The 16,951-nt window shown below is 68.7% G+C and carries 15 protein-coding genes; 14 read left to right on the top strand and 1 reads right to left on the bottom strand.

The window, feature by feature from the left end; genetic code table 11:
* The first annotated feature begins 1 nt into the window (after window position 1).
* Genes D0D37_RS11720 through D0D37_RS11675 form a run of 10 tightly spaced genes read left to right on the top strand, consistent with a single transcriptional unit; the run spans window position 2 to window position 12,965 of the window.
* Window positions 2-1,231, top strand: a complete 1,230-nt coding sequence (locus tag D0D37_RS11720; protein WP_116200537.1) for an MlaD family protein — start codon at window positions 2-4, stop codon at window positions 1,229-1,231.
* The gene (locus D0D37_RS11715; protein WP_116200536.1) at window positions 1,228-2,649 is read left to right on the top strand and encodes an MlaD family protein; all 1,422 of its coding nucleotides are present in this window, start codon (window positions 1,228-1,230) and stop codon (window positions 2,647-2,649) included. The genes D0D37_RS11720 and D0D37_RS11715 overlap by 4 nt, the downstream gene beginning before the upstream one ends.
* Window positions 2,649-3,938 (top strand): MlaD family protein, encoded by a 1,290-nt coding sequence (locus tag D0D37_RS11710; protein ID WP_116200535.1) that lies wholly within the window; start codon window positions 2,649-2,651, stop codon window positions 3,936-3,938. Before D0D37_RS11715 ends, D0D37_RS11710 begins: the two co-directional genes overlap by 1 nt.
* A complete protein-coding gene (locus tag D0D37_RS11705) occupies window positions 3,935-5,263 on the top strand; it encodes an MlaD family protein (RefSeq protein WP_116200534.1) in 1,329 nt (442 codons plus the stop codon). The genes D0D37_RS11710 and D0D37_RS11705 overlap by 4 nt, the downstream gene beginning before the upstream one ends.
* Window positions 5,260-6,516 (top strand): MlaD family protein, encoded by a 1,257-nt coding sequence (locus tag D0D37_RS11700; RefSeq protein ID WP_116200533.1) that lies wholly within the window; start codon window positions 5,260-5,262, stop codon window positions 6,514-6,516. The genes D0D37_RS11705 and D0D37_RS11700 overlap by 4 nt, the downstream gene beginning before the upstream one ends.
* Before the next feature lie 9 nt (window positions 6,517-6,525).
* Window positions 6,526-7,824 (top strand): MlaD family protein, encoded by a 1,299-nt coding sequence (locus D0D37_RS11695; protein ID WP_116200532.1) that lies wholly within the window; start codon window positions 6,526-6,528, stop codon window positions 7,822-7,824.
* Complete coding sequence (locus D0D37_RS11690; RefSeq protein WP_116200531.1) at window positions 7,821-10,061, top strand: RND transporter family protein; 2,241 nt, start codon at window positions 7,821-7,823, stop codon at window positions 10,059-10,061. Before D0D37_RS11695 ends, D0D37_RS11690 begins: the two co-directional genes overlap by 4 nt.
* Window positions 10,061-11,194, top strand: a complete 1,134-nt coding sequence (locus tag D0D37_RS11685) for a peptidylprolyl isomerase (RefSeq protein ID WP_116200530.1) — start codon at window positions 10,061-10,063, stop codon at window positions 11,192-11,194. The genes D0D37_RS11690 and D0D37_RS11685 overlap by 1 nt, the downstream gene beginning before the upstream one ends.
* Entirely contained in the window at window positions 11,191-11,403 is a 213-nt protein-coding gene (locus D0D37_RS11680) for a hypothetical protein (RefSeq protein WP_116200529.1), read from the top strand. Before D0D37_RS11685 ends, D0D37_RS11680 begins: the two co-directional genes overlap by 4 nt.
* Before the next feature lie 20 nt (window positions 11,404-11,423).
* A complete protein-coding gene (locus D0D37_RS11675; protein ID WP_116200528.1) occupies window positions 11,424-12,965 on the top strand; it encodes an acyl-CoA synthetase in 1,542 nt (513 codons plus the stop codon).
* A 55-nt stretch (window positions 12,966-13,020) separates the two neighbouring features.
* On the opposite strand, the gene D0D37_RS11670 is transcribed toward D0D37_RS11675, so the two are convergent.
* A complete protein-coding gene (locus D0D37_RS11670; protein WP_116200527.1) occupies window positions 13,021-13,536 on the bottom strand; it encodes a hypothetical protein in 516 nt (171 codons plus the stop codon).
* 190 nt (window positions 13,537-13,726) lie between these two features.
* Between D0D37_RS11670 and D0D37_RS11665 the strand changes: the two genes are divergently transcribed.
* From D0D37_RS11665 to D0D37_RS11650, 4 genes are read left to right on the top strand one after another with little or no spacing between them, the layout of a single operon-like run.
* Window positions 13,727-14,128: an SCP2 sterol-binding domain-containing protein gene (locus D0D37_RS11665; RefSeq protein WP_116200526.1), complete on the top strand. Its 402-nt coding sequence runs from the start codon at window positions 13,727-13,729 to the stop codon at window positions 14,126-14,128.
* Between the two features lie 21 nt (window positions 14,129-14,149).
* The gene (locus D0D37_RS11660; RefSeq protein ID WP_116200525.1) at window positions 14,150-15,205 is read left to right on the top strand and encodes an alcohol dehydrogenase catalytic domain-containing protein; all 1,056 of its coding nucleotides are present in this window, start codon (window positions 14,150-14,152) and stop codon (window positions 15,203-15,205) included.
* Between the two features lies 1 nt (window position 15,206).
* Window positions 15,207-16,727, top strand: coding sequence for an aldehyde dehydrogenase family protein (locus D0D37_RS11655; RefSeq protein ID WP_116200524.1), 1,521 nt, complete (start codon window positions 15,207-15,209; stop codon window positions 16,725-16,727).
* A gap of 5 nt (window positions 16,728-16,732) precedes the next feature.
* Window positions 16,733-16,924 carry a ferredoxin gene (locus tag D0D37_RS11650; protein WP_116200523.1) on the top strand — a complete coding sequence of 64 codons (192 nt, stop codon included), beginning with the start codon at window positions 16,733-16,735 and terminating at the stop codon, window positions 16,922-16,924.
* The last annotated feature ends 27 nt before the right edge of the window (window positions 16,925-16,951 follow it).

Here is a 16,951-nt window from a genome sequence, read left to right as displayed (position 1 = left end):
GATGCGCAGACTCCTGATCCCCGCCCTCGTCGCCGCGGCCGTGCTCGCGGCCGCCGGATGGACGTGGGCCAAACCGGATTACACCGTCGGGGTGCTGCTGGGCTCGGCGACCAACGTGGTCAAGGGCGGGTCCGTGCTGATCAACGGTTTCCCGTCCGGCTCCGTCGCCGACATCAGCGTCCGCGACGGCAAGGCCTACGTCCAGCTGGCGCTCGACGGCGACCACGTTCCGCTCCACGCGGGCGCGAAGGTGACCGTCGCCTGGAAGGCGCTGCTGGGGGAGCGGCTGGTCGAGGTGCACGACGGGCCGGAAAGCAACGCCACGATTCCGTCCGGCGGAATGCTCACCGGCACGATGGACCAGCCGATGGAACTGGACCAGGTGCTCAACGCGCTGGACCCGGCGACCCGGGCGCATCTGTCGTCGCTGGTGAACGGCCTCAACAGCACCGTTTCGGGCAACGAGCAGAATATCCAGGCCACGGTGAAGTCGGCCGGACCCGCGCTGACGTCGCTCGGCGCGGTGCTGAAGGCGCTCGGATCCGACGGCCCGGCGATCAAGAATCTCGTCACAACGCTCGACCAGATGACCGGGACGCTGGCCGCGCGCGACAAGGACGTCCGCGGCGTGCTCGACGACCTCAGCCGCACGACCGCCTTGACCGCCCAGCAGCACCAGCAGCTTTCCGCGGCTCTGCAGAAGCTTCCGGCGGTGATCGACAAGGCGAACGGGACGCTCGGCGACGTGCCCGGTGTCGCGGACAAAGCCGTCCCGCTGCTGCAAGACCTTCAACCAGCGACCGAGAAACTCCCGTCGGTAGCGAAGAACCTGAAGCCGGTCTTCCAGGACCTCCGCCCGTTGGTCGCGGAGCTACGGCCGACGCTCGACTCGGCGAAGACGCTGCTCGGCTACACCCCCGGGCTCCTCGACCAGGCGCACGCGGTCGTCCCGGGCGCGACGTCGGCGGTGAACTACCTGCAGCCCGCGTTCCAGTTCCTGCGCCCCTACACCCCTGAAGTGGCTTCGTACTTCTCCCTGTGGGGCTCCGCTTTCGCCAACTACGACGCCAACGGCCACTACGCCCGCATCTTCGGGCCGCAGGTCGGCGCGACCAGCCTCAACAACAACCCGGGTGTCACTCCGCCTGGGGTCCGTCAGGACCCGTACCCACTGCCGGGAGCAGCAGGCAACCAGCCCTGGGCCGACGCCTTCGGGAGCCAGCCGCGATGAAAACGCCCCAACGCCGCCTGCCCAAGGCGCGCCTCGCTCTCACCGCGCTGGTCGCCGTGGGCGCGGTCGCCGCGGCCACGACCGGCATGGCCGCTGACGCGAATCCGTCCACTGTGGTCGTCACCGCACGGTTCGCCGACGCCAGTCCGCTGCTGGTGGGCAACGACGTCAAGCTGCACGGCGTCCGAGTCGGTGCCATCACCAGCATGACCGTCGCGCCGGACGGTGTCGCCGCCGTCGCGATGGAACTGGACCCGGCCGCGCTGCCCTTGCACCGTGACGCCAAGGCATTCGTGCGCCCGGTGAGCCTTCTCGGCGAGCGCTACGTCGAACTCGACCGCGGCAGCGACGCCGCGCCGCTGCTGGAGAAAGGCGCGCCGATTCCCGAGTCGCAGACCGGACAGAACACCGACCTCGACCAAGTCCTGAACACCCTCGACGAACCGACCGGCCAATCGCTGGCCGCGCTCGTCACCGTTCTCGGCGAGGGGTCGCAGGGCAACGGCGCGCATCTGGCGGACACCATCAAGGCACTGGCTCCGGCGATGAACGACACCGCCGGGCTGGCCACCGTGCTGAACCAGCAGAACGACGTCCTCACCCGCCTCGTCGACCGGCTGACTCCGGTCGCGTCCGCGCTTGCGGCGGACAAAGGCAAATCCCTCGACACGCTGATCGGCGCGACGCAGCAGGCCCTCGGCACGACGGCCGCGAACCAGCAGTCGCTCGACCGCACGCTGGCCGAACTGCCCGGCACGCTGCAAACCGCCCGCGACACCCTGGCCAAGCTCACCGGCACCGCGACCGCCGCCGCGCCCACCTTGCAGGCGATCCGGCCGACCACCGACAACCTCGCGCAGATTTCGCAGGAACTGCAACGGTTCGCCGACTCGGCCGACCCCGCTCTGGCGAGTGCGAATCCGGTGCTGGACAAGGCACAGACTCTCCTCGACGAAGCGCGTCCGGTCGTCGAGACGCTGCAGCGGTCCGGGGGAGACACCAAATCCCTCGCGGCCTCGCTGAAACCGATCGCCGGCCAGCTCACCGACAACATCGGCGGGGTGTTCGAGTTCATCAAGAACTGGGCACTGGCGACGAACGGCTCCGACGGGCTGTCCCACTACTTCCGGGCCGGGCTGGTCGTCACCCCGGACATCGTCAGCGGTGCCTTGCCCGGCCTGGGCTCCAACCTCGGGATCGGTGGCTCGCCCGCGCCGCTGACCGAGAACCCCAGCGGCAAACCCGTCGATCCGCAGGCCCCGCAACAGCCCGGCGGCGGACCGGCCGGCGGCCTGTTCGGCGGTACCGGCAAGGGGCCGGGCCCGCTGCTGTCCGGCTCCGCGCCGGACGGCGGGGCCACCGGGCTCACCCAGAACCAGGAGAACGGTCTCCTCGGCTTCCTGATCGGGGGCAACTGATGGCAGGCAAGAAAAGCGCGCGGAGCCGGCGCCGGTCGGCGCTGCTCGGCACCGGGCTGATCGTCGCGTTCGTCGTGGCGGTGTATGTCGCGATCACCGCCAATTCCGGCCTGCCCGGAGTCTCCGGCACCACCGTGCGAGCTGCCTTCGACGACGTCGGGGCGCTGCGTGCGGGCGACGACGTCCGGATCGCCAACGTGCGGGTCGGGCAGGTGAAGGACATCCAGCTCGTCGACGGCAAACCCCTGGTCACGATGGGCCTCGACGGAGACCGCAAGATCTACCGGGACGCCGGGGCGACGGCCGCGTCGATCGGGGCGCGGTCGGCACTCGGGCAAAAGTACGTCGACCTGCAGCCCGGCAATCCGGCCGCGGGCCAGTTGCCCGCGGACTCGGTCATCCCAGCCGGCAAGACCGTCGGGTCCCAGGAACTCGCCGACGTCCTGCGCGTTCTCGACGCGCCCACCCGCCAGGCACTCGGTTCCACCCTGCGCGAGGCAGGCGGCGGACTCGGCGGCCATTCCCAGGACCTCAAGGACGCGGCTTCAGCGCTTCCGCAAGAGCTGCCTGATCTCGGCGTCGTGTCCCGTGCACTGTCCGCTCGGGACGGTGCGGATCTCGCTGGACTGCTGAAAACCGCCGACTCGCTGTCGGTTTCCTTCCAAGGCCACCAGCAGCAGCTCGCCCAGCTGACCCAGCGGCTCGGCACCACCTTGCAGTCCTTGAACGTCGACCGGGGCAAGCCGCTGGCCGATTCGCTGAGCAAGGCTCCCTCGACGCTCGCCGACGTGAAAGGCGCGCTCGGCGGTCTCAACGGCCCGCTCGGACAGACCGAGCAAGCGGTGCGGACCTTGCGGCCAGGGGCGGAGGCACTCGGGCAAGCAACGCCGGACGTGCGCGGCGTCCTGCGCGAAGGAGTTCCGTCGCTGGACAAGGTTCCCGGCGTTGCCGCACAAGCCGATCCCGCTGTCACGGACTTGACCCACGTCATGACCGACGCGAAACCTCTTGCCCCGCGCCTCACCGCGGCGATCGGTGCGGCCAAGGACCCGGTCGGGGTGCTCGCGCCGTACGCCCCCGAAGTCTCGATGTTCTTCTCCTACGCGGCCGACGCGCTGCACCTCGGTGACGCGGCGGGCCACTGGCTGCGCTTCTACCCGGTCCTCAACCTGGAATCGGCCGACGGCACCCTGCCGATCGCCGACCCGACGGTGGCCAGGGACGCGTACCCGGCGCCCGGCCAGGCTGCCAAGGAGAAGAAGAACGGTCTGCTGGGAGGCCGGAAATGACCGCCACAACGACCAAACCGCGCCGTTCGCGGCTGACCCCGCTGCGGCTCGGCATCCTGTTCTTGGTGGTCGCGTTGCTCGCGGGTACCGCGCTGTTCAACAAGAACCGGATCGTCACCACGCTCAAGCCGGGCGAGACGTTCGGCATCGCGTTCTCCGCGGACAGCAGGCTCGTGCCTTACCTGAGCCAGGTGAAGGTGTCGTTCGTCCCGGTGGGAGTCGTGACCGGCGTCGAGCGGAACGCGGCGGGCGGAGCCCGGGTCGAGGTCAAGGTCGACGACGGCACCAAAGCGAAACTCGGCACCGAGCCGAGCGCGGTCATCCGCCCGACTACCTTGCTCGGCGGCAACTATTTCGTCGACCTCGTGCCCGGCGGCAAGCCCGGCGAGCCGAGCGGGGACATCCCCGTCGCCCGGACGAAACTGCCCGTCGAACTCGACAAGGTCGCCGCGGCGTTGCAGCCGTCCGCTCTGCGGGGCCTGCAGCACGATGTCGCCAACCTCGACACCACCTTGCGCGACGGCGGCAAGGAGGCGATCGACCAGCTCGTCGCCGATGCTCCCGCCGCGCTCGGCCCGGCCGCGAACGTCCTCGACGCCGCGGTAGGCACCGATCAGACGGACCTGACGAAGCTGGTTTCCGGACTGGAGTCGGCGTCCCGGCAGCTCATCGACAAGGAAGGCCAGCTCGACGCGGTCGTCGGCGATCTCCACACCACCAGCTCGGTTCTCGGCAACCGGGCCGGGGACCTCTCCTCGGCGATCGGGCAGCTTCCCGCCTCGCTGGACTCGACCAGCGCCGGGCTCGACCGGCTCCGCACCACCCTCGCCAAGCTGAAGGACACCGCAGAACCAGCCCAGCCGGTCGTCACCGCGCTGAACACCGCTCTGGAACACGCCGATCCGGTCCTCGCCAAAGCCCGGCCGGTGGTCGGGAACCTCCGGAACCTGGTCGCCGACGCCCGGCCGCTGGTCCAGGACCTGGTGCCGGCCAGCCAGCAGGCGAGCGCGCTGCTCGGCGACGTCCGGGGCCCGGTGCTCGACCGGGTCAACGGACCGGTCAAGTCGTTCGTCCTCTCGCCCTACCGGGGCAGCGGGCCCTACGCGGCGTCCACTTCGGACAAACCGATGTTCCAGGACCTGGCCTACATGTTCGCCACGCTGACCCGCGCGTCGTCGATGAGCGACCGCAACGGCCCCGCGGTCTCGTTCCAGCCCGGCATCGGCGCCGGAACCGTCGGCGGGCTGCCGCTGAGCCTGGAGCAGATGTTCACCGGACTTTCCGGCCAGCTCGGGATTCCACTGCAGAAGGGAGGCGCGCGATGAGCGCGCGCATCGCCCGGTTCCGCCGCGTACTCGAGCGGGTCCGGACCGAACCCGGGCTCAAGCGGAACGTTCTGGTGCTGGTGGTGCTGATCGCCCTCGCCGGGGTCTCCGGCGGGATCATCCTCACCAACCAGCGCGTGAACCTGCCGTGGGACGACAAGTTCCGCTTCTACGCCACCTTCGCGGCCAGCCCCGGCGTCAGCCCGAACCACGGCCAGGAAGTGCGCATCGCCGGGGTTCCGGCCGGGGAGATCGCTTCGGTCGACGTGGACGACCACGGCAAGGCACGCCTGGAGCTCGCCGTCGATCCGCAGTACAAGATCCACGACAACGCCACCGTGGTGTTGCGGCCGAAGAGCCCGCTCAACGAAATGTACGTCGAGCTGAATCCCGGCACCGCGCAGAGCCCGCAGCTCGCCGCCGGCGGGGTGCTGCCGCTTTCCGCGTCGCAGCGGCCGGTCCAGATCGACGAGGTGCTCGGGCACCTGGACGACAACAGCCGGGCCGCGCTGACGACTCTGCTCCAGGAGTCGGACGTGGCGCTGGCGGCCGCGCCCCAGCATCTGCCGGAGGGCGTGAACGCGGCCGACGCGGTCGTGCGGAAACTGCAGCCCGTCCTGACCGCGCTGGACGCCCGGCGCGACAACATCCAGAAGCTCGTCACGTGTCTGCGGCAGGTGTCGCAGGCGGTCGGCGACGACGGCGGACGGCTTGGCGCGCTCGCCGATTCGCTGCAGACCACGCTGGCGACGCTCGGGCAGAAGCACACTTCGCTGGACAGCGCGCTCGGTCAGCTGCCCGACCTCACCGGGCAGCTCAAGCAGGCGATGGACGCCGTCCAGTCGCTCAGCGGCCAGCTGGACCCGACCCTGGACAACCTCAAGAACGCCTCCGGCACGCTGCCGGACTCGCTGGAGAAGGTCACCAGCACCGTCGACCGGCTGGGCGGCACGGTCGACCGGCTGCAACCGGTGGTGGACAAGGCCGCGCCGGTTGTCGCCGACCTGCGGCCCTACGTGCACGACCTCAACGTCGCGCTGCCCGACCTGCGCGCCACGACGTCGCGGCTCGATCCGGTCACCTCGGCGCTGGTGAAGTACCTGCCCGACCTCGGCGCGTTCGTGGTCAACACCCACTCCATGACGAGCATGGCCGACGCCAACGGCGGGATCCTGCGCGGAATGCTCGAGATCACGCCGACCACCCTGCCCCTCGACCTCGGCAAAACGCTGCCGAGCCTGACCGGGAAGTAGGCGCCCGCCATGCGAATCCCCCATGCCGTGCTGCCGGTCCTGCGGCTCGTGATGCTGCTCGCGTTCGTTCTCGTCTGCGCGCTCGTCTTCGGTTATCTCTGGGTCAGCTCGGGCGGAAAGCTGCCGGTGGTGTCCCAGCCGGGGTACCAGGTCGTGCTCCACCTGGACAAGGCGTCGAACCTGGTGAAGGACTCCGACGTGATGGTCGCGGGCGTCAAGGTCGGGAAGGTCGACCAGCTCTCGGTCCAGGGCGGCAAGGCGGACGTCGTGCTGCAACTGGAAAAATCCGCTCCGCTGCACCAGGGAGCCACGGTCCAGGTGCGGGCGAAGACGTTGATCAACGAGACCTTCCTCGAGATCACCGACGGCAGGGGCCAAGAATTGGCTTCCGGCACCGTCCTCCCGGACAGCGCGGGCAAGCCCGCCACCGAGCTGAACGACGTCCTCGCCAGTCTCGATCCCGGCACCCGCAACGCGCTCGCGAGCAGCGTCCGGTCGCTCGGGGCCGCCACCAAAGACGGCAAAGCGAGTATTTCCCAAGCCCTGCAAGGACTCGGCGACCTCGGCCGCGAGGGCAAGACCACTTTGGACGCTCTCGCCGGGCAGTCGGAGGACCTCAAGCACCTGATGGGATCCACCACCACGCTGCTCGCCGCGCTGGACACCCGGCAGGGCGAAATCGGCCAGCTGGTCGACAACGCCAACCAGCTCGTGTCCGCGACCTCCGGGAACAGCAAGCAGTTGGAAGACGTGCTGCGGAAACTGCCCGGCCTCATGGACACCGCGCGCACCGCCACCGGAAGCCTGAACAAGGTCTCCGGGGCGCTTTCTCCCGTCGCGGCCAATCTCAACATCGCCGCACCCGATCTTTCGGCGGCGCTGAAGGAGCTGCCGCAGACCAGCGCGGATCTGCGCGCACTGCTGCCTTCGCTGAACGGCGTGCTCGCCCAGGCTCCGGCCACGCTGCAACGAGTCCCGGCGGTTGCCCAGGACGTGCGGAACCTCGTCCCGGCACTGCAGGTCGACCTGTCCGACCTCAATCCGATGCTCGGGTTCTTGCGTCCCTACGGTCATGATCTCGCGGCGTTCTTCACGAACTTCGCGCAGACGCTCGCCACCGGGGACGCCAACGGCCGCGCGTTCCGGGTGTTCTCGATCAACAACGAGCAGACGTTGAAGGGCAACCCGCTGAACACGAACATCGGGCCGCTCAACAAGTTCAACGCCTATCCGCTGCCAGGCTCGGCGACCAATCCCGGACCGGCGAACAACCCGTACCCGCACGTGCAACCGGAACCGCCGAAATGATCCGCCGCGTCCTCGTCGCACTCGGCGTCGTCGCCGCGGTCGCCTTCCTGGCCGGCGGCCTCGCGCAAAGCCGGGTCGAGACCGGGGTGGACTCGTTCCTGCCCGCCCATGACGCGTCGGTCGACCAGCTCGACGATCTTGCGCGGTCGTTCGGCGGGGACCCGATTGTGGTTCTGCTGGAAGGAAAGCAACCTCGCGAGCTGCTGGACGCGCAGCACATCTATTCGCTGCTGCGGCTGGAGGGCAAGCTGTCCTCGTTGCCGGACGTCGCCGCGGTCTACGGCCCCGGGACGACGCTGAACCAGATCACCGGGCAGGTGCAGAACTTCCTGACCGAACTCGTCGGCCGTCGCGACGGAGTACGGCAGCAGGCCGCGGCCGCGGCGAAGGCGCAGGGCAAGAGCGACGCCGAAGCCGCCGCTGCCGCGAACGACGCGGTCAAGGCGTTCGACATCCGGTACGGATCGCTGATCGTGCGCGGTCTCCCGGCCGGGCTGCCGACTTTGGGCAACGGCAGGTTCGTCCAGTCCGTGGTGTTCGGGCAAGGCGCGCAGCCGCGCGCGCAGTGGCGGTTCGTCGTGCCGTCGGAGAACTCGACGGCCATCCTGATCCGTCCTCGCCAGGGGGTCGATGCGGCGACCGCGGAACGGCTGGTCGCGTCAGTACGCGACGCGGTGGCGGAAGCGAATATCGACACCAAGCGCACCACTATCTCCGGCGTCCCGGTTCTCGCCGCTGATGTCAGCCATCAAGTGTCCGGAGAAGCCGTGTTGCTCGGCGGCATCGCGATCGCTGCGATCGGTGCCTGCTTCTTCTTCGCACCGTGGACGCGACGGCGACGCAGGCTCGTTCCACTCGGGTCGACACTCTTGGCGATCGCGACGACCTTGGCCGCGTTCGGCTGGATCGGCAAGCCGCTGTCCCTTGGCGTGCTCGCATTCCTCCCTGTGCTGCTGGGAATCGGCAGCTACTACCCGACCTACTTCACGCGCAACGCCCGCCCTCGCACCGTGCTGGTCGTCGCCGCGGCGACAGCGGCGAGCTTCGCGACGTTGATGTTGTCGCCATTGCCGTTCGTCCGGGACCTCGGTCTCACGTTGTCCGTCGGCGTGCTGATCTCCGCCGGGCTCGGAGCCCTCGGCCGCACGCGGTCGGCGGAGGAGGAACCGCCTGGAACCGTGGTGCGTCGCCGGATCGGCAAGCGCGCGGCTGCTGGCCTCGTGGCCGCCTCGGTTGTGCTGGCGGGGCTGGGCTGGGCGGCGCTGCCCGCCCTGCCGTTGCAGACGGACTTCGAGGCATTGGCCGGAGGGGCATCGACGCTCGACGACGCGCGGCACGTCGAGAACGTCATCGGTTCGTCCGGCGAGCTGTCGGTCGTGCTCACCGGCCCCGACGTCACCTCGCCCGCCGCCCTGCGGTGGATGCACGACGCACAAGAACGGCTGATTACTGAGCACGGAGACCAGCTCCGCCCGGTCGTATCGCCGCCGACCCTGCTGTCTTTCCTGGGCGACACCGGAACAACCGCGCAGATCGACGCCGCGTTGAAGCTGCTGCCGCCGTATCTGACCGGAGCCGTGATCCGGCCGGACCACCAGGTCGCGACCCTCGTCTTCGGCGTCCGGATGGACGATCTCGCGGCACTCCGCGACCTGCGCGACGACATTCGCGGAGAACTGGCCGCCCCGCCGGGCTACCAGGTCGACCTGAGCGGGCTGTCGATGGTGGCCGTCCGCAGCGAGGAGATGGTCTCGGCGGAGCGCGTCGTGGGCAACGTTCTCGGCATCGCGGCGGCGTCGCTGGTCCTGCTGATCGGGCTGCGTCGCCGGGGTGACGCCGTGCGCGCGTTCGCCGCGGCAGTCCTCGCGACCGGTCTCGGTCTGCTGGCGTTGTGGCTCGCGGGAATCGCGCTGAGCCCGGTCACCGTCGCACTCGGCTCGCTGACGGCGGCGGTCGGCTGCGAATTCACCGTGCTGCTGAGCGAAGCGGCCCGGCGCGGTTATCGGAGTCTGCGCGTGTCCGTCCTGCTCGCCGCCGCCACTTCGGCGACCGGCTACCTGGTTCTGGTGTGTTCGGGGCTCGCGGTGATCCGGCAGTTCGGCGCGTTGCTCGCAGCCGCGGTCGTGCTCGCGTTCGCCGCGGCATCGCTCGTGGTCCTCGTCGCGAGCCCGCGCGACACCGGCCGGGAGCCGCGGCGGTCCGGCAAGGAAAGCGAAGAACTGGTTGGAGTGAGCTGATGAGTACCCGAACCGAAGAAGAGCGCACTGCCGAAGCTGCCGAAGTGGACGACGCCAGCGTCGAGCCCGACGAGGTGGAGTCCGAAGTGGACGAACCCGGATCCCGACGACCGTGGTGGCGGCGGGTGTGGGTCCTGGCGCTAGCGGTGCTGCTGGTCGCGGCAGGCGGGGGATACGCCTGGTACCGGTCGACGGTGCTGCCGGACAATGTCGCCTTCCGGCTCGGCGACCAAGACGTCACCGTGGACCAGCTCGACCGCAAAACCGACACTCTGCGCGCCCTCTACGGCGTGCAGGCCCCGACCGACCCAGCGAAGCTTGACGGCTTCCGCAAGGACGTAGCCAAGTCGACAGCCGTCGGCATGATCCTCGACAAGGCCGCGGCAGACCGCGACATCGTCATCGCCGACAAAACCGCACAGGACACGCTGGCCCGCTTCATCGGCCAGCAGTACGGCAACGGCAACGACGCGCACGACAAGTTCGTGCAGGCGCTCGGCACGGTCGGTACGACGGAAAAGGCCGTCCTGGACGAAATCAAACGGCAGCTCGCGGTGAACCAGCTCTTCGAAAAGGTCTCAGCCGGGACGGCCGTCTCGGACGCCGACGTCCAGAAGGCGTTCCCGCAGCGGAAAGACGCGCTGGGCACCCCGGAACGACGCGACCTCCGCAACATCGTCGTCAGCTCGAAGGCCGAAGCGGACCAGGTCGTCACAGCCCTGAAAAACGGCGCGGGCTTCGAAACCGTTGCGGCACAGCGCAGCTTGGACGCCAGCACCAAGAACAACGGCGGATCGCTGGGTGCAGTCGCGGCGAACCAGCTCGACAAGCCTTACGCCGATGCCGCCTTCGCAGCGCCGGTGAACGCTGTGTTCGGCCCGGTGCAAACCCAGTACGGCTGGAACGTCGGCAAGGTCGTGCAGGTGATGGCACCGGTGCCGGCAGTGTTCGATCAAGTCAAGGACAAGCTGAAGCAGCAGCTGCAAACCGAGGGCCAGCTCGCCAAGTGGCGCGCCTGGCTGGCTTCGGCGATCAAGGACGCTTCGGTCGAGTACGCCGACTCCTACCGGCCCGCGGATCCCGACGGACCGCCGCCCGGGCAGCCCGGCGCGCCGGCGATCGGCGCGAAGTGAGAATCGCCGCGATCGTCGTCCAAACGCTGCTCGGAGTCGCGCTGGTCCTCTTTGGACAGTGGGCCGCCCGGCACGCGACCGCGTTCGTCCCGGCGCACCTGCCCGTCGCGGACCGGGTTCGCCGCGCCCGGGTCGTCGGCAGGGGCGCGACCGCCTGCCGGATCGCGGGCGCGCTCTTCGTCGCGATGAACCTGATCCTCTTCTTCTGAACACCGACAGGGAACCCATCATGTACCCAGGCACGCACGCGAAAACCGACCCGGGCAAGCCCGCCGTCGTCATGGTCGAGTCCGGCCGGACGCTGACCTACCTCGAGTTGGAGGCGCGTTCCGCTCAGCTGGCACGGGTTCTCCGCGACGCCGGGCTTCGGCGCGGAGACACAGTCGCCGTGCTGAGCGACAATCAGCCCGAGGTGTTCGAGGCGTATTGGGCAGCGCTGCGTTCGGGCCTGTACCTCACCGCGGTCAACCACCACTTGGCGGCAGAGGAAGCGGCCTACATCATCGACGACTGCGACGCGAAAGCCGTCGTCGCATCGGCGGGCAAGCGCGAACTCGCCGAATCTGTAGTCGCGTTGACTCCTGAAGTCGGTCTGCGCCTGGCATTCGGCGGCCCGATCGCCGGACACGACGACTACGAGAGCGCGCTCGCCGCACAACCGACTGATCCGCTGCCGGACCAGCCGCGCGGCGCGGACATGCTCTACTCCTCGGGAACCACCGGCCGCCCCAAGGGAATCAAACCTCCGCTGCCCGATCGGCAGGTCGACGAGCCCGGCGACTCCTACACCGCTGTCTTCGGTGCCAAATACGGTTTCGATGCCGACACTGTCTACCTCTCACCGGCCCCGCTGTATCACGCGGCACCGCTGCGGTTCGGCGGCGTCGTGCAGGCGCTCGGCGGCACCGTGCACGTGATGGCGAAGTTCGACCCGGTGAAGGCACTCGAACGGATCGAGCAAGCGCGGGTCACGCACAGCCAGTGGGTGCCGACGATGTTCGTCCGACTGCTCAAACTCGACGACAATGTGCGTTGCGGATTCGACGTCTCCAGCCTGCGCGTGGCCGTCCACGCGGCCGCCCCCTGCCCGGTCGAGGTGAAACAGGCGATGATCGAGTGGTGGGGCCCAATCCTGCACGAGTACTACTCCTCGACCGAGGGCAACGGAATCACCTTCATCGACAGCGCCGAATGGCTGCGCAAGCCCGGGTCGGTGGGCAAAGCCGGTCTGGGCATTCCGCGGGTCTGCGACGACGAAGGACGGCTGCTCCCGACCGGCGAGGACGGCATCGTCTACTTCGAACGGGACGCGCCGCCGTTCGAGTACCACAAGGATCCCGAGAAGACCCGTTCGGCGCAGCATCCCGAGCATCCGAACTGGTCGACCACCGGCGACATCGGCCATGTCGACAAGGACGGCTACGTGTACCTCACCGACCGGAAGGCGTTCACGATCATTTCCGGCGGCGTGAACATCTACCCGCAGGAAATCGAGAACTGTCTGACCCTGCATCCGAAGGTGTACGACGTCGCGGTCATCGGCGTGCCGGACCCCGAGATGGGGGAGGCGGTGCGGGCGGTGGTCCAGCTGCCGCCCGGCGTGGAGCCGAGCGACGAGCTGTCCGCCGAACTGCACGAGTACGTCCGCGCGCGGATCGCGCGGTACAAAGCGCCCAAGGTGATCGACTTCGTCGCCGAGCTGCCGCGCACCGAGACCGGGAAACTGGTCAAACGCGTGCTGCGAGATCAGTATCTGCGCGAATCCGTCTAGGGCAAGCAAAACCGGGGCAGTTGTTGCAGTGCAACGACTGCCCCGGTTTCTGCGTTCAGGAGAGATACTGCTGCACCGACTCGGCCAGCAGCGTCACCGCGCCGACGACGAAGGCGAAGAAGACGATCGCCGCCTCCCCATGCCCGCCGAGCGCCAGCACGATGACCGCCGCGACCGCCAGCACCGAAAGCACCGGAAGCGCCCACCGCTTCTTGACCAGCGCGAGAACGATCGCCACGACCAGGCACCCGCCGACAAGCAGCGCCAGGAAATCCTGAGGATGGGCCGGTGCCGAGCCGACGACGCTGCCGCTGTCGAACTGATCGCTGACTTCCTGCGCGGCGCGCTGATCCGGGTCGCCGCCGAACGCGTCGGACCCGGCCCAGATCGTCAGGAAGGCGACTGCGCTCCAAGCGATGGCCGACACGACGAGCGCGGGTGGGACTGAGCGGGGACGGAAGCGGGAGGCGAGCGCTTTCGCCCCGGCGCGCCAGCGACGTTCCGGTTCCGGCTCGGCCTCGCGGCGGGGAAACGGCGAGGGTTTCCAGCCGCCGCCGATGGTCTGAGGCATCAGATTCCTTTCGGTTCCGAGGCGGGCACGTTCACCGCGACGCTAGCTCTTCCGACGCCGGTGAATGCCCGTCGCGGAGGCGAAACCCGCCTTTCGGGAGAGAGGAACACCTCCGGAGAGCGATGAACCGCAAGGCGTTCCGGGATTAGCTTCGTTCAACACGCTTCACCGTCTGCGACAGGAGAACGAAATGGCCTACTTCGCCAATGCCGCCGAAGTCGATCAGTACATCGGCGAAATGTTCCGCATGGCAGGCGACCACCCCGAGGTGGGCGAGAAGATGAAGGCCGCGGGCATCGTCATGCGGGTCGAATACTCCGACCCGGACTGCGTCGTCACCGTCGGCTTCCAGGACCCGATGCGCGTCGAGTCGGGCGAGACCGACCTGAAGCCGGACATCACGCTGGTGATGCGCGCCGACACCGCGGACAAGTTCTGGCGCGGCGACTACAACCTCGCGGTCGGCCTCGCCAAGGGGCAGGTGAAGGCCAAGGGACCGGTCAACAAGATCCTCAAGCTCGTCCCGCTGACGAAACCGCTCTTCCCCGTCTACCGCGACCTGGTCAAGGACAAGGACGCCGCGGTTTCCTGAGCCGGAAAGGGACACGAGCTGATGAGCACCATGAAAGCCGCGGTGTTGCACGCACCGCACGAGCTGAGCGTCGAAGAGGTCGATGTCCCGTCGATCGCCGACGCCGGGGACGTTCTGCTGAAAGTGGAGAAGACCGCGATCTGCGGCACCGACCTCCACCCTTACGAAGGCCGCATCGAGATCGAAGGCGGCGTGACGCTCGGCCACGAATTCCTCGGCACCGTTGTCGAGGCGGGCAGCGCGGTCGGCCAAGTCGAGGCAGGAGACCGCGCGGTGGCCTCGTGCGTGGTCAACTGCGGGCACTGCTGGACCTGCCGTCGCGGCGACCCGGGCCGGTGCGTCGGCTCGCGGATCTTCGGCCTCGGCATCGCGCTGGGCGACCTCGCCGGCGGGCAGGCGGAATACGTCGTGGTCCCGAACGCGGACCTGACGCTGCGCAAGCTGCCCGACGACATCCGGAGCAGCGACGAGGACCTGCTGTTCGCCGGCGACATCATGACCACCGGCTACGAGGCCGTGCGGCGTGCGATGCAGCCCGGCGACACGGTCGCGGTCGTCGGTGCGGGCCCGGTCGGTCTCTGTGCCGCGATGTCCGCGATCGCGCTCGGCGCGACCCGGACCATCGTCCTCGACAAGGTCCCCGCGCGGCTGAAGGAAGCCGAACGGCTCGGCGCGATCCCGGTGAACGCCGACGAGACCGATCCGGCCGACGCGGTCCTCGAACTGACCGAATGGCGCGGGGCCAACGTCGTGATCGACGCGGTCGGCCACGAATCGGCCCTGACCAGCGCCTGCGGTCTGCTGGCCGCCGGCGGCACCCTGTCGATCCCGGGCGTCTACCTGGAGGAACAGCTCACGCTGCCCTTCGGCGACCTCTGGCTCAAGGGGATCAAGGTCGTCACCGGTGTCGCCAACATCGTCAGCTACATGGACGAGGTCATCGAGCTGACCGAGGCCGGGAAGCTGAACCCGGCCACGATCATCTCCCACCGGATGGGCCTTTCCGAGGCTGCCGAGGCGTACCGGATGTTCGAAGCGCACGAAGCCACCAAGATCGTCCTGGATCCGAGGATCTGACATGACGCGCAATTTCCCCATGCTCATCGACGGAAAGCCCGTCGAGTCCGGGCAAGTCCTCGAAATCTTCGATCCGCAGAACGAAGAACTCGTGGCGACGGCCTCGCGCGGCGGCGAAGAGCACATCGATGCCGCCGTCGATGCCGCCAAGCGTTCCTTCGCCAGCGGCGAATGGTCCCGCGCCACTCCGGCCGAACGTGCCGCCGTTCTTCGCAAGACCGCGGAAAAGGTGGGCGAACAGCTGGACGAACTGGTCGAGCTGGAGATCATGGCCAACGGCGCCACGATCCGGCAGGCCACCGGGTTCCACATCGGTTACGTCGCGCCGCATCTGGAGTACTTCGCCGATCTCGCCGAGCGGTACGAGTTCGAAAAGGCCGCCCCGCGGGCGACTTTCCCGACGCTCGGCCAAAGCACGGTCCGCCGCGAGCCGATCGGGGTGGTCGGCGCGATCGCACCGTGGAACTTCCCGTTGCTGCTCGGCATGTGGAAGATCGGGCCCGCGCTCGCCGCGGGCAACAGCGTCGTGGTGAAGCCGGACGAGAAGACTCCGCTGTCCACTTTGGAATTCGCGCGGATCGCCGAGGAATGCGGACTTCCGCCCGGCGTGCTCAACGTCGTCCCCGGGGTCGGCGTCGAAGCGGGTGCGCGACTGGCCGCGCATCCGGACGTCGGCAAGATCGGCTTCACCGGGTCGACCGGCGTCGGACGCGAGATCATGCGGCTCGCCGCGGACACGGTCAAGAAGGTCACCCTCGAACTCGGCGGCAAGTCGCCGTCGATCGTGCTCGACGACGCGGACCTCGACGTCGCGGTCGACGGAGTCCTGTACGGCTGTTTCCTGTACTCCGGCCAGATCTGCGAGTCGGGCACCCGGCTGCTGGTGCCGGAATCGCTGCACGACGAGTTCGTCGAGCGGCTGGTGGAGCGCGCCCGCACGATCAAGCTAGGGGACACGCGCGACTGGGAGACCGACCTGGGCCCCGTCATCTCGGCCCGGCAAAAGGAGCGCATTCTCGGCTACCTCGCCTCGGGAGCCGAGGAAGGCGCCCGGCTCGTGCTCGGCGGCGGCACTCCGCGCGGCGAGGAATTCGAGCGGGGCCACTGGATCGAGCCGACGATCTTCACCGACGTCAGCAACGACATGCGGATCGCCCGCGAGGAGATCTTCGGCCCGGTGCTGTCGGTCATCAAGTACCGCACGGAGTCCGAGGCGATCGAGATCGCGAACGACACGACCTACGGGCTCGCCTCGTCGATCTGGAGCGGCGACAACGATCGCGCGCTGTCGCTGGCCAACTCGATCGAAGCCGGTTCGGTGTGGATCAACGACGCACACCAGATCAATTGCCAGGTCCCGTTCGGCGGCTACAAGCAAAGCGGCCTCGGCCGCGAACTCGGGCCGGACGCGCTGGACGAATACACCGAGACGAAGAACGTCCACCTGGATCTGTCCGGCAGGCGGGACCGCCGTCCCTACGACGTCCTGCTCAGCCACGCCGACGACGCCGAGGAGAGGTGAGCGGCATGCGGGTCATCGTCGACCACGCGAAGTGCACCGGGCTCGGGCTCTGCGAATCGGTCGCGGAGGACGTCTTCGAGGTGCAGGAGGACGGCAGTTTGAGGCTGCTCGTCCAGGAGATCTGCCCGAGCCGTCGGGCGGAGATCCAGGAGGCGGTCGATTCGTGCCCGACCGAGGCGCTCCGTCTCGTCGACTAAGGGGTCTCGTGAGCGGCGATCACGGTT

Source organism: Amycolatopsis circi, assembly GCF_003385235.1.
Lineage (GTDB): Bacteria > Actinomycetota > Actinomycetes > Mycobacteriales > Pseudonocardiaceae > Amycolatopsis > Amycolatopsis circi.
Note: the sequence above shows the minus strand (reverse complement) of the source record. Positions and strands in the feature narration are given on the sequence as shown.

What these genes read in the sequence shown, in the direction of transcription:
- D0D37_RS11650 (WP_116200523.1), top strand. Translation starts at nt 16,733, where the DNA reads ATGCGGGTCATCGTCGACCACGCGAAGTGCACCGGGCTCGGGCTCTGC.
- D0D37_RS11715 (WP_116200536.1), top strand. Translation starts at nt 1,228, where the DNA reads ATGAAAACGCCCCAACGCCGCCTGCCCAAGGCGCGCCTCGCTCTCACC.
- D0D37_RS11720 (WP_116200537.1), top strand. Translation starts at nt 2, where the DNA reads ATGCGCAGACTCCTGATCCCCGCCCTCGTCGCCGCGGCCGTGCTCGCG.
- D0D37_RS11705 (WP_116200534.1), top strand. Translation starts at nt 3,935, where the DNA reads ATGACCGCCACAACGACCAAACCGCGCCGTTCGCGGCTGACCCCGCTG.
- D0D37_RS11690 (WP_116200531.1), top strand. Translation starts at nt 7,821, where the DNA reads ATGATCCGCCGCGTCCTCGTCGCACTCGGCGTCGTCGCCGCGGTCGCC.
- D0D37_RS11670 (WP_116200527.1), bottom strand. Translation starts at nt 13,536, where the DNA reads ATGCCTCAGACCATCGGCGGCGGCTGGAAACCCTCGCCGTTTCCCCGC.
- D0D37_RS11695 (WP_116200532.1), top strand. Translation starts at nt 6,526, where the DNA reads ATGCGAATCCCCCATGCCGTGCTGCCGGTCCTGCGGCTCGTGATGCTG.
- D0D37_RS11710 (WP_116200535.1), top strand. Translation starts at nt 2,649, where the DNA reads ATGGCAGGCAAGAAAAGCGCGCGGAGCCGGCGCCGGTCGGCGCTGCTC.
- D0D37_RS11700 (WP_116200533.1), top strand. Translation starts at nt 5,260, where the DNA reads ATGAGCGCGCGCATCGCCCGGTTCCGCCGCGTACTCGAGCGGGTCCGG.
- D0D37_RS11655 (WP_116200524.1), top strand. Translation starts at nt 15,207, where the DNA reads ATGACGCGCAATTTCCCCATGCTCATCGACGGAAAGCCCGTCGAGTCC.
- D0D37_RS11660 (WP_116200525.1), top strand. Translation starts at nt 14,150, where the DNA reads ATGAGCACCATGAAAGCCGCGGTGTTGCACGCACCGCACGAGCTGAGC.
- D0D37_RS11665 (WP_116200526.1), top strand. Translation starts at nt 13,727, where the DNA reads ATGGCCTACTTCGCCAATGCCGCCGAAGTCGATCAGTACATCGGCGAA.
- D0D37_RS11675 (WP_116200528.1), top strand. Translation starts at nt 11,424, where the DNA reads ATGTACCCAGGCACGCACGCGAAAACCGACCCGGGCAAGCCCGCCGTC.
- D0D37_RS11685 (WP_116200530.1), top strand. Translation starts at nt 10,061, where the DNA reads ATGAGTACCCGAACCGAAGAAGAGCGCACTGCCGAAGCTGCCGAAGTG.